The sequence below is a fragment of the Haloarchaeobius caseinilyticus genome, from assembly GCF_051207395.1.
GTDB lineage: Archaea > Halobacteriota > Halobacteria > Halobacteriales > Natrialbaceae > Haloarchaeobius.
In genome coordinates this window covers 258107-270397 of sequence record NZ_JBPJZC010000004.1, presented here as the reverse complement: position 1 = coordinate 270397, position 12291 = coordinate 258107, and the positions used below count along the sequence as shown (strand labels likewise).

Annotated in this window: 10 protein-coding genes; 5 read left to right on the top strand and 5 right to left on the bottom strand. The window is 62.7% G+C overall.

The features are described from left to right. Nucleotides 1–19 precede the first annotated feature (19 nt). Complete coding sequence (locus tag ACSC1P_RS18860) at nucleotides 20–1372, bottom strand: glycerate kinase type-2 family protein (protein WP_435361758.1); 1353 nt, start codon at nucleotides 1370–1372, stop codon at nucleotides 20–22. Nucleotides 1373–1675: 303 nt separating this feature from the next. On the opposite strand from ACSC1P_RS18860, the gene ACSC1P_RS18855 reads away from it, so the two are divergent. Next, nucleotides 1676–2458 carry an IclR family transcriptional regulator gene (locus ACSC1P_RS18855; protein ID WP_435361757.1) on the top strand — a complete coding sequence of 261 codons (783 nt, stop codon included), beginning with the start codon at nucleotides 1676–1678 and terminating at the stop codon, nucleotides 2456–2458. 25 nt (nucleotides 2459–2483) lie between these two features. On the opposite strand, the gene ACSC1P_RS18850 is transcribed toward ACSC1P_RS18855, so the two are convergent. Together ACSC1P_RS18850 and ACSC1P_RS18845 are read right to left on the bottom strand one after the other, a co-directional pair. Next, nucleotides 2484–4391 (bottom strand): DUF8034 domain-containing protein, encoded by a 1908-nt coding sequence (locus ACSC1P_RS18850; protein WP_435361756.1) that lies wholly within the window; start codon nucleotides 4389–4391, stop codon nucleotides 2484–2486. Nucleotides 4392–4488: 97 nt separating this feature from the next. Beyond that, nucleotides 4489–5211, bottom strand: coding sequence for a ThuA domain-containing protein (locus ACSC1P_RS18845; protein ID WP_435361755.1), 723 nt, complete (start codon nucleotides 5209–5211; stop codon nucleotides 4489–4491). 123 nt (nucleotides 5212–5334) lie between these two features. On the opposite strand from ACSC1P_RS18845, the gene ACSC1P_RS18840 reads away from it, so the two are divergent. Next, complete coding sequence (locus ACSC1P_RS18840) at nucleotides 5335–6327, top strand: aldo/keto reductase (protein ID WP_435361754.1); 993 nt, start codon at nucleotides 5335–5337, stop codon at nucleotides 6325–6327. A gap of 117 nt (nucleotides 6328–6444) precedes the next feature. On the opposite strand, the gene ACSC1P_RS18835 is transcribed toward ACSC1P_RS18840, so the two are convergent. After that, on the bottom strand, nucleotides 6445–7395 hold the full coding sequence (locus ACSC1P_RS18835; protein WP_435361753.1) for a dihydrodipicolinate synthase family protein: 951 nt from the start codon (nucleotides 7393–7395) through the stop codon (nucleotides 6445–6447). Between the two features lie 693 nt (nucleotides 7396–8088). Here ACSC1P_RS18835 and ACSC1P_RS18830 point away from each other — a divergent pair. Continuing rightward, nucleotides 8089–9333: a mandelate racemase/muconate lactonizing enzyme family protein gene (locus ACSC1P_RS18830; protein ID WP_435361752.1), complete on the top strand. Its 1245-nt coding sequence runs from the start codon at nucleotides 8089–8091 to the stop codon at nucleotides 9331–9333. Between the two features lie 162 nt (nucleotides 9334–9495). Here ACSC1P_RS18830 and ACSC1P_RS18825 read toward each other — a convergent pair whose 3' ends face one another. Continuing rightward, nucleotides 9496–10440 (bottom strand): dihydrodipicolinate synthase family protein, encoded by a 945-nt coding sequence (locus ACSC1P_RS18825; RefSeq protein ID WP_435361751.1) that lies wholly within the window; start codon nucleotides 10438–10440, stop codon nucleotides 9496–9498. Nucleotides 10441–10600: 160 nt separating this feature from the next. Between ACSC1P_RS18825 and ACSC1P_RS18820 the strand changes: the two genes are divergently transcribed. Continuing rightward, entirely contained in the window at nucleotides 10601–11737 is a 1137-nt protein-coding gene (locus ACSC1P_RS18820) for a mandelate racemase/muconate lactonizing enzyme family protein (RefSeq protein ID WP_435361750.1), read from the top strand. 81 nt (nucleotides 11738–11818) lie between these two features. After that, a complete protein-coding gene (locus ACSC1P_RS18815) occupies nucleotides 11819–12283 on the top strand; it encodes a universal stress protein (protein WP_435361749.1) in 465 nt (154 codons plus the stop codon). The last annotated feature ends 8 nt before the right edge of the window (nucleotides 12284–12291 follow it).

The window sequence follows — 12291 nt, the reverse complement described above, 5'->3', positions numbered from 1 at the left end:
AATCCAGTCGTTCGGGCACCTACTTACTTCTTGTGCAATGCTGAGCGTTCACATGCTCGGGCGATTCGACCAACACGACCCTGAGGTCGTTGACGTTCGTCCCGGTCGGGCCAGTCACGACCAGTTCCTCGCTGCCTTCGAAGAAACCGAACGCGTCGTTGTCCGCGAGCGAAGCGCGGGCTGCTGCCTCGTCGTCGCGCGAGATTGTGTCTGCATCGACGACGGCACCAGCCACGTCGGTGCCGCCGTCGTACCCATCTGTATCGACGCTGCCGACGGCGATGCCGTCGTCGTCCAACTCGATGGCCGCACTGAGGGCGAACTCCAGATTGGGGCCACCCGACCCATCGCCGTCGACTGTCACCGTCGTCTCACCACCCGTGAGGAGCGCCGCTGGCGATTGGACGGGCCGGCCGGTTGTCAGCACCTCTTCGCCGAGGGCGACCTGTGTCTTCGCGGCTTCACTGGCTTCACCGCGGATTCGTGAGGTCAACACGAGCGGACCGTAGCCGAGGTCTGCCGCGGTTTCGGCGGCTGCATCGAGGGCGGTGTCGGTGTCCGCCAGAACGTGGTTCGTGACCGCGTCGAAGGCTTCGTCGCCACGACGGGGCGTCTCTGGTAGCTCTCCTCGCGTGCCGCGCGAAAGTCGTCCGCGAACCGGTGAATCCTCGACGAGTCCGTACTGGTCGAGAACTGCGAGCGCTTCCTCGTGGGTGCTGTCGTCGGGGGCCGTCGGGCCGCTGGCGATGACGTCCAGTCGATTGCCGACCACGTCACTGAACACGAGGCCGACGACGGTCGCCGGTGCTGCTGCCCGGGCTAACTGACCGCCTTTGATGGCCGAGCAGTGCTTTCTGACGGCGTTTATCTCGTCGATGTCCGCACCCCGTTTGAGGAGGCGGTCGGTGACGGTTCGAAGGTCCGCGAGCGAGATGCCCTCGGCGGGCGCACACAGCAGTGCGCTCCCGCCGCCGGAAACGACGACGAGGACGAGGTCGTCTTCGTTTGCCTCCTCGGCTATTTCCAGTACGTGCGTCGTTCCTGCGACGTTTTCCTCGCTCGGTAGCGGGTGTGCTCCCCGGTGCGTAGTCACGACCGAAGTCTCCTGTGGGTCGTCGGTGACGACTGCGCCATCGGTGAGCCACTCGCCGACGATTCCCTCTAGTGTGTGCGCTGCCGCCCCTGCGGCGTTTCCGCCACCGACGAGGTAGCAGTCCTCCACCCTGTCGAGGTCGACGGCCGTTCCGTCGACGCGGAGTGTCGACCCGTCCACCTGGACTGCGTCGGTCAACACGGTCTCTGGGGTCGCTGCATCGATACCTGCGAGGAGACACTCACGGGCATGCGAGCGTAGTTCTGTCTCCGTCTCCATCGTTGTGCCACCTACTGGTGGACGTGCGTTAACTCTTACCGTCGCTCGACGCAGGACTGCGTCGGCTGAGACTGTCACCGTGAGCTGTACGCCAGAGGGGAACTGCCAGTCGAGAAATACGAATGGCCACTGGTGACGACCACCGGCTCTTCGTGCAGTTTTCGTCGGCAGGTCGTGACCCGAAGCGGCTGCTTGCCCCGCCTCAGCCACTCAGACTGCTGCACACCCCTTGAGGCTGTGATACAACCGCGTAGTTCCCCACACGGGAACAACGTTTTATGGTGCCAGTCCTTTGGGTTGACCATGCCAAACGCCACGGACGCCGGGGACGAACGCAAGGGGCGAACGATTCGCTCGGTCGAGATAGCGTTCAACATCATCGAGTTGTTGCAAGAGCGAGGACGAATCGGCGTCACCGACGTCGCAAACGACCTCGGGCACTCGAAGAGTACGATTCACAGCCACCTGCGGACGCTCGAAGAGCGCAAGATTCTGGTCCGTGAGGACGACGGCTACCGACTCAGCCTGCGCTTCCTCGACATGGCGACGCACGTCCGCGACCAGGTGGGGAACTACGACGTCATCCGTGACGAAGTCGACTCACTCGCCGAAGAGACCGGTGAAATCGCCCAGTTCGGCATCGAAGAGCACGGACAGGTGTCGTACCTGTACAAAGCGACTGGCGAGCGCGCCGTCGAAACGCGGTCTCGCGTTGGCACGCAGGCACCGATGTACTCCACGTCGTTGGGCAAGACTATCCTCGCGTACCTGCCCGCACAACGGACCGAAGAAATCGTCCAGGCGACCGAGTTTGAGGTCCACACCGAGAAGACCATCGCCAGCGCCGAGGAACTGTACGACCGCCTCGACCAACTTCGCGAGCGTGGGTACGGCATCGACGACGAGGAGAACATCCGTGGGCTCCGATGCGTCTCTGCTCCGGTGAAGAACGGCGAGACCGTCCTCGGCGCGGTCAGCATCACTGGTCCGTCGAGTCGCTTCACCGAGGAGCGACTCCACGACGAACTGTCGGAACACGTCCAGCGCGCGGCCAACGTCATCGAACTCAACACGAAGTTCTCGTAATTCTCGACGGAAACTCGCGTCGGTACTACACCGACGCATCCCCACGTTCCCAGGGGACGGCGTACGACGGGTCGTTCACGTAGCGGTCGAGTGTCGCTTCGAGCGACACTCGCGTGCCGCTCGGCAACGACACCGAGATGGCGTTCGTGGCTGGCTGTTCAGTCTCGTTTTCGTAGCGAATCTCTTCGAACACGTGCTCCCCGTAGGCACCAGCCTGGACGACGAGTTCGCGGTCCTCACTGCCGACGTTGACCAGCGTGCAGTCGATACCGTCCTCGTCGACCCGTTCCACGAGGGCGGCGACATCGTCGGGCAGTCCCGGTCGTTCCTGAACCGGGTCGAAGTGGCGCACCTGCGCGTGGACTAGTCCGCCGTAGTACACCGGTTGCGGTGCGCCCATGGTGAGCTGGAGCAGCCCCCGGTGGAACACCGGATTCCGGTCGCGGAGGTAGTCCTCGTCGGTCGTCGTCGGTTTGTTCCCCTCCGCACGCATGAGGTCGAGGCGTTCCTGCATCTGTGACCGGTTGGCGTCGAGAATCTGTTCGGGATAGTCCGGGAATTCCCCATCCAAGTAGGCGAGCCACGCGTACTCGCTGCCGGCACCGTGTTTCGTCGATGCCCGATTGTCGACCTGTTTCCAGTTCTGCTTCCCCCAGTCGCGGAGGCTCCGCACGCGCTCGCGGTCTTCGTCATCTTGCGAGACGTACCAGAGGTGAACCGCGTACGGGTCGTCCGTGTGTGGCTGGAACTCGTACCAGCCGTCGCGCCACAGCACCTCGCCATCGTCCTCGGTGAGGACGCCCGAGGCGTCGTAGTGGTAGTCTCCCCCGTCACCGTACTTGTGGGGGATGTACAGCGTGTCGTGCACGTCGTCGTTGCTGACCGTGATACCTTGCTCGACGAGTGTGTCGAGTTGCGACCGTGGGAAGTCGAGGTACTCCTCGTCTCCGTCGAGCAACACTGCGTTCTCCGCGGCGACGGTCGGCCCGATGCCGATGTAGTGCCACCCGCCCCACGACCAGCCGTAGTAGCCACCGTACCACGACCCGTCAGTGTACTCACCAATTTCGCCCGAGCGGCCGACGTTGTCCGGGATGATGCCGTCGTTCTCTCGGGTTCGCTCACGCCACGCTTCGAGATAGTCCAGAACCCACTCCTGATACCGGTCGTCGCCGGTGTGGAGATAGGCGTTCGTCATCAGACTCGTCACGTTGAGGTTGAGCGGAATGTCCCCTTTCGCACAGCGCTCGTTCAACACCTCGAACACGCGTTCCTCGTTGTCTGGGTCGAGCAGGTCGGCTGCCTCGTCGAATTCGAGGTCACGCCACGGGAGACCGTGTCTGGCCCACCGGTAGTCCGCCCCGTAGGGGTGGTGTTCGTACGCCGAGAAGTCGCAGTAGTCTGGCCCCATGCTGCCGCTCATCGGCCCGCGGACGAGTTTCTTCTCGTCGTCGAAGTTGTTCACCTCGGCGTCTGTAGTGTACATGCCAGCGAACCGCTCGGCGCGTTCGACGACCGACTCGTCATCCGGGGCTGCCAGTCCCATGTTGTACGTGTAGAGGTTGCCCTCGCCCATGTGGAACCAGTCACGACACTGCTCGAACTCGTCGACGACCATCGGATGACCGAAGGGGGTCGGCGTTCGATTGCCGCGCTCCAGTGCCGCCTCGTACGCCGTTCTGGCGTGGTCGAGAAGTCGTTCGTCACCGCCCATGGCGTACACCAGCGGCCAGTTGTAGAACCCCTCCACGACGTCGTCGAAGCCATCGACGCCGACGTGTCCATCAGGCGGCCACAGTGGTTCACCGTCCTCGTCCAAATAGTCCTCGACGAATCGGTCGACGGCCGACGCCATCGTGTCGAAGAGGTCTCGCTGTCGGCGCACCCAGTCTGGCGGGCGCGTGACCGACGTACTCGCAGCTATCTCGTGCATACTGCTAGCGCGTCCCTCGCCCGGATTAATATTTGGGTGGCTGCAACCGCGGTGCCGGAATCGTCGACGAGTTACTGCCGCCGATTACGAGTGTTCCTCACTCGTCCAGCGGTTCGATGGGGTCGACCTCGCCCCAGACCGCGTCCGAGCCTTCGCTCGGTGCTGCCCATTCGACCGCGTTCGCGAGGACCTGGCGAATCTCGTCTTGGTAGAAGATGGGATACTCTTCGTGGCCGGGCCGGAAGGCGAAAATTCGGCCGCGCCCGCGACGGTAGCAGACGCCCGAGCGGAAGACTTCGCCGCCTTCGAACCACGAGATGAACACCGTTCGGTCGGGTTCGGGGATGTCGTACGGTTCGCCGTACATCTCGGTCTGGGGGACCTCGAAGTACTCGCCGAGGCCGTCAGCGATGGGGTGACCTGGGTCGGCGACCCAGACGCGCTCCGTCTCGCCGCCGTGGCGGTACTTGATGTTGCACGTCGTCCCCATCAGGCGCGTGAACGGCTTCGAGTTCTTGCCAGAGTGGACTGGGATAAACCCCATCCCGTCGTGGACGTGGTCGACGACGCGTGAGGCGACCTCGTCGCTGACGTCGCCGTTCGCGCAGTGTGACCACCAGACGAGCACGTCGGTCTCGTCGAGGACTGCCTCGGTGAGGCCGTGTTCTGGCTCTTGCAGTGTGGCAGTGGTCGTCTCGTAGCCCGCTGCTTCCAACCCGTCGGCGATAGCCCCGTGGATGCCGTCGGGGTAGCGTTCGGCGACGTCTTCTTCCTCCAGTTCGTGGACGTTCTCGTTCCAGACGGTGACCTGGATACTCATACTGGTGAGTGCCGCGGCGACCGAAATAAGTCTGTGGTCGGCGGCGGGCATCACCGAACCGGTCCCGACGCGACACCCTCTTTCGACGAAATCCTTTTGCCCACGGTCTGGGTCGGTCAACGCATGGAGTATACGACACTCGGTAACACGGGAATCGAGGTAAGCCGCATCTGTCTCGGCTGCATGAGCTTTGGGTCGAGCGACTGGCGCGAATGGGTCCTCGACGAAGAGGAGGGCCGCGAACTCGTGGAACGCGCTATCGACCTCGGTATCAATTTCTTCGACACGGCGAACGTCTACTCGCTGGGTGAGTCCGAGCGCGTCCTCGGCGACGTCCTCACCGAGTACGACCGTGACTGGTCAGTAGTCGCCACGAAAGTGTACAACCAGATGGACCCGGAGAACCCGAACTCGGGCGGTCTCTCGCGCAAGGCCATCGAACAGGAGTTACAGAACAGCCTCGACAGGTTGGGGATGGACACTATCGACCTCTACCAGATTCACCGCTGGGATTACGACACGCCCATCGAAGAGACGATGCGGGCGCTCGACGACACGGTACGACGCCAGCAAGTCCGGTACCTCGGTGCATCGTCCATGTGGACACATCAGTTCGCCGACGCGCTCCACACGAGTGACTCGCTCGGACTCGACCGCTTCGTCTCGATGCAGAACCACTACAACCTCGCCTATCGGGAGGAAGAGCGCGAGATGCTGCCCCTCTGTGAGAAGGAAGGCATCGGCGTCATGCCGTGGTCGCCGCTCGCTCGCGGGTTCCTCACCAGACCGCACGAGCAGTTCCTCGACACGACTCGCGGGTCGTTCATGGACGGCGACGACCACATGTCGAAACGCGTCGCCACGTATCAGGCGAACGGCGGCCTCGAAATCAACGAGCGCGTCGAAGAACTCGCCGACGAGAAAGGTGTGACCATGGGCCAACTCGCACTCGCGTGGGTGCTCCATCAGGACGAAGTCGACGCCCCCATCGTCGGGACGACCAGTATCGAACACCTCGAACAGGCAGTCGAGGCCCTCGACATCGGCCTCTCGTCGAGCGAACTCGACTACCTAGAAGAGCCGTACCAGCCGGTCCCGGTGAACGGGCACAGCTGAATCGACGACACTGCGAGAAAACGGTGACACCTGCTGCCCGGTGTATGTCTGACGGTGGGCAGTGGTGTCGGGCTGGGGGCCGCGTCTGGCTCGAATTACGTCAGGCGATTCGTCGATTCACGGCTCTTCGAGTCGACCGAGGTCCTCGAGGATTTCGCGGAGGTCCTCCCGTTCTTCGTGACTGATCTGCTGTTGCGGCGGCAGGAGCGTGTCATACTGGAAGATACCCTGCATCTTGAGCGCCGCCTTCGTCCGCGCGCGGTACCGACCCTCCGGCTCACCAAAGATGTGGTTGGTGAGCGGGAGCATCTGTTCGCGGATCTCCTGTGCGCGTTCGAGGTCGCCGTCGTGGACCGCGCGAATCTTCTCGACGTGGAGGTCGGGAACGACGTTCCCGTAGCCGATGAGTCCGGTCTCCGCGCCCATGTGGTAGGCGTGCTTGAGGAACGTGTCGTTGCCAGTCATCAACGTGAAATCGTCGCGCACGTGGTCGACTGCACGCACGGTTCGGTCGTAGCGGACGGGGTCGAACGACGCTTCCTTGAACGCGATGACGTGCGGGAGTTTACAGATTTCGACGTGCGCACTGATGGGCAGGCCGGAACTTCCCCAGGTCGGGAACTGGAAGTTGATGAGCGGAATGTCGACTGTCTCGCCGACGTACTTGAAGTGGTCGATGGGCTCCTGCGGAATCTGGTGGGAGTACACGTCGAGCGGCAGGAGCATCACCGCGTCTGCGCCCGCGTCCTTCGCCTTCTGGGCGAGCTTCGCCGCCTCGGTGGAACTCTCGCCGTAGACGCCAGCGAAGACCGGCGTGTCGCCGGCCGCGGCGACGTGTTCCTCGACGACTTCGACGTACGTCTCGTCGTCTTGCATCTTCGTCTCGCCAGTGTGTGCGTTCGCGATGACCGCCTTCACACCATCGACGTCTGTGAGGAACTCCACGAGGTTGTGCAGGTCCTCCGTAACGAGGTCGTATTCGGGGCCGGGGGTCCACGGGTTCGCAGTCGCCGGGATGATACCACCGGATATGTGGTCCTTGAGGTCGCGGAACTCTTCTTTCAGCATGTACCTCACAACTCGGGCGACTCGTATAAAATTCTTCGCTGTGGCAAGCGCTGCTGGACTCTGTCGGATGCTCGGCGTCTGGCCAGTCCGTGTTCGGTCTGCGGTGGTCGTGAACGGGATTGACCTGAGGCGGTCTCGATGATTCGACGCACTACGTGTCGTCTGGGTCGGATTCTCGCCGGTCCAACGGGACTCACTTTCCCGCAGACCGAACCATTACGAAACTAGTTCCGTAATGGGTGTCCTGTAATAGCCCTCTTACCCGGGGTGTTTGTAGTCAACACACCGTCACGAACGATATATCTCGACACTTGGGAAAGCACAAAACGGCTGTCTCAGGGGCTTTAGAGGCTGATATCGGTCGGTTCGTGAGGCGGGAATTAGTTCGTCGTACGAGTGTTCATTGTCGGTCCAGCTAGCGTCGACGGGTCGCGTCCGAGCGACGCGCTGATCGACGTGTGCCGAGGACCCTAAACGACCAGACACAGATGTTCTGTCCGGGTACAGGCGGGAAACACACAATCTCGTCTCCAGCCGTCGAGGCGGATGACGTGTGAATATGTAGCCAGCTTCGACTCTCGCGAGTGGCGTGTTACGCGGGGTATCGTTCCCGGTGGGGGAACAATTCATGTGGGTCCTTCACACTGTGTCGTCTCGTCATGATTTATGGTCTTGACCCGACCTACCCTGTGTATGAACATCGCAGCGGTCGCTGGATACGCACTGTCGTCACCGATAGACCCACCACAGGACCGGTCGTTCCACGGCGGGACGCGTCGTTTACTCAAACGAGACGTCGTGCTCGTCGTGGTCGAAACTGCGGACGGAGAACGTGGCGTCGCCACTGCCGGCGCGAGTAGTTCCGCGATGCGCGAGTACTTCGAAGGCGACTCACAGGGGACGTTCGCCGACGTCGTAGAGGGACCGGTCGCAGCGGTTCTGGAGGGTGAGACTATCGACGAGATAGCCGATGCACACGGGCTAATCGACGAGGCGGACCTCCCACCCCATCTGCGGAAGGAGGCCGTCTCGGCCATCGACGTGGCACTACACGACATCCGTGGGAAGGAACTCGGGGCGCCCATCTACGAACTGCTGGCCGAGGAGTTCGAGAGCGAACCGAATACCGAGATGCCCTTGTACGCGAGTGCAGGGATGTACATGGAGCCGGAAGGATACGTCGAACAGGCCGAACTCATCGAAGAACTGGGCTTCATGGGCTACAAGTATCGACCTGGCATCGGCCCAGAGGGAGACCGACGAACGGTCAAGTTGCTCACCGAGGCGACCGACGAGATGGAGATAATGCTCGACGTGCACACGTGGTGGAAACTCCAGGACTCGTACGGCGATGATGTCGTCCACGACCTGGTCAAGCACGCCACGGACTGCGGTGCGTTCTGGATCGAAGAGCCGGTCGAGCCGGACGACCGTGTCGGCTACAAGGCACTCACCGAGACCGGGGTACCACTCGCAGGCGGCGAGAGCGAAGAGTCACCCGCCGGGCTGGTCGAACTGGGCCAAACCGGTGCGGTCGACTTCTTGCAGGGCGACGTTCGCCACCACGAGGGCTTCAGCGGGTGTCGTGACGCCGTTGAGTTCTGCCACGGGAGGGGCGTGGAGTTCGTCCCCCACAACTTCGGGACGTGGGTGGGGCTCCTGGCGAACGCGCACCTCGTCGCGGCCGCGCCCGAGGTGCGACTGCTCGAATACCCGGTGTTCGAGCGCGACCCTCTCCTCACTCCGCACGTCGACGGCGACCCGGGGATGTATCCGTTCGACCTCGCGTTCGATATCGTCGAAGGCCAGCCATCGGTCGACGACGGCGTCCTCACGCTCTCCGATGACCCGGGCCTCGGCATCGAAGTCGACTTCGACGCACTGGAAGACTATCCGTTCACCGACGGGCCCTGGACGGAGTTCCACTACGACGACTGAGCGGGCTGCTCGTCGGTCTGTTACTGGTAAACCGCGATAAGCAGGGGTTTCGACGACTGATGCAATCAAATACTGCCGCGTGGCGTCCGTCGCTTGCTCCATCACTCGAACCGACCGTGAGACTACACGCCCGAGTCGCGGTGACGTGTGTTCGTGACGCGGTTATCCGATTAGTTGCTGAATGTCGTCGTCTAGCTGGTTGTACAACGTGGTCGCCCGCTGTTCGTCCTCGGCGGAGAGTGGACGAATCGGTTCGCGAACGCGGCCATCACCCGAGTGCAGCCCGGCGAGTTCGAGTCCCTTCTTCACGGCAGAGACACTGATTGCCCCGCCGAGTTCGTTGTCCTGGCCCGTCTCGTCGCGGAAGTTCTGATACGGCATGCAGATATTGCGGAGTCGACGCGCGCGCTCCCAGTCTTCGTCTTCCAGTGCTTCGAACAGTTCGAGGCCGACTTCGGGACGGAAGTTGCTCACGCCCGCAGAGAAGCCCTCGATACCTTCGCCCCAGAACGATACCGCGAACGGTTCGGCGAGACCGTTTACCCACACCACGTCGTCTGCACCGGCGGCGACCGCAGAGCCGAGTTTGACCCCGTCTTTGATAGCGTACTTGATGCCGACGACGCCCTCGATTCGCGTGAGTTCTGCGAGGAAGTCGACGGATGGGTCGAACCCGCGGACGTACGGGACGAGTGGCGTCACCGTCGCGTGTTCGAGTTTGCGGTAGTAGTCGAGCAGCCCCTGTTCGTGGACGTAGGTGTGGTCCGGGGGCATAACCATCAGCGCGTCGACACCCATCCGGTCGTACGACTCGATGAGTTCCTCGGCTTCAGGGATGCTCCCGCCGACGCCCGCGAGAACGCAGGCGTCGTCTGGGAGTGCTTCGACGCTCGTTTCGGCGACTGCGATTCGTTCTTCCTGCGAGAGTGAGTGATACTCGCTGATATTCGCTGTGGCGAGGAACGTGCGAATGCCCTCGTTGTAGAGGTCTTTGGCGTTCTCACCGAGCTTTTCGTGCTCGATGTTAAGATCGTCATCGAACGGCGTCAGCAGTCCGACGGCGACGCCACGTAGACGTGTCCGGACCTGTTCGGCTGACAGTGGCATGCTATGAGAATACAGTGGATGTATTATAAAGCCATCGTCTGGATGAACGTTGAAACACGGCGTAATAATGCTGTAACTCTCGTGGTCGACACGTGTCCCGCCGTGGCCAACGGGCGCCACCAACACAAGCTATTTTGGCCGGGCAGTGAATCGTCATTGTATGGAAATCGTAGACGTAGAGCCGATTCCGCTGTCGCACAGCCTCCCCGACGGCGAGGGGCTGGGCGACGCACGTGGGTTCGGCCACGACCGGGCGACGACGCTACTCCGACTCGAAACCGACACAGGCGTGGTTGGCTGGGGTGAGGCGTTCGCCCCTGGCCCCATCGCCTGCGCGACCATCGACACGCTGTTCCGCGACGACGTGCTCGGGATGGACCCGTACGACGTGGAGTCGTTGGCGGCGGACTCGTACACCGACCCGTACCACTTCGGCGGGAGCGTGTTCGTGCAGAGTGCCGTGAGCGCCATCGACCTCGCGTGCTGGGACATCATCGGGAAGTCGGTCGGGAAGCCAGTCCACAAACTGCTCGGCGGCAGAGACCGCGACACGCTCACGCCATACGCGTCGACGATGTACTTCACCGAGGAGGACCGCCCCATCGAAGAGCCGATGCAGCGAGCCGTCGACAACGGGTTTACCGCGGCGAAGATCAAGATCGGCAGTAACCTGGACGAGGACGTCGAGCGCGTTCGCACCGCGCGCCAGGTCCTCGGCGACGATGCGCACCTGATGGTCGACATCAACGGGAACTACCGGCCCGACCAGGCGATTCGCACGGCGAAGGCCATCGCCGAGTACGACATCACGTGGATGGAGGAGCCGGTCCCACCGGAGAACTTGAACGGCTACCGCGAGGTGCAACAGCACGTCGACATCCCTATCGCCGCGGGCGAGGCACACTTCGGTCGCTTCGCGTTCAAGCGACTGGTCGACGACCGACTCGTCGACATCGTCCAGCCGAACCTCGCGCGCTGTGGCGGCCTCTCCGAGGCACGCACTATCGCGAAACTCGCCTCCACCGAGAACGTCGGCGTCAGACCGCACATCTGGAACAGTGCTGTCGGACTCGCCGCCGCCATCCAGTTCGCCGCGAGCGTCTCCGACTACCCGAACACGCGCAACGTCCCCGAACCGATGATGGTCGAGTTCGACCGGAGCGACAACCCGCTCCGGGACGGAATTCTGGAGACGCCCTTCGACCCGACCGGCGGCTCGCTCGCGGTGCCACAAGAACCTGGCCTGGGTATCACCGTCGACGAAGACGCAGTCGCGCGGTACCGAGCGGACGACTGACCACCGCTCGTCACCTCCGACGGCCCCTGAACGGTCGCCGCGTCAGTTAGACTTATTTTGCTACTCGCGGGACGTAGTGGCATGCACCGATCACTCGTTGTCGTCGACGACAAGGACGTTCACAAAGAACTGCTCGAAGACGCCGCGCGACACGCCCGCGGTCCGGACGCCGAACTCGTCCTCTTCACGACGATGATGGCCGAAGACTACGAGGCTGACACCGACACGCTCGAATCCATCGGGTCGGTCGAGAACACGACGTACAGCGACGCGAGCGCGCTCGACGGGCCGCGAAACGCCGTCCGCGACTCAGCCGAGGAAGTCCTTGGCGACCTCGACTGGGAGGTCTCGTACCGCGTGGTCGCGAGCGTCATCGAGTCGGGTGAACGCCCGGACGCCATCCTCGACGCCGCAGACGAATACGACTGCCAGCACATCTTCGTTGTGGGTCGCAAGCGGTCGCCCACCGGCAAAGTGCTGTTCGGTGACGAGGCACAGCAGGTCATCCTCAACTTCGACGGGTTGGTCACGATTACGGTCGAATAATCGGCCTA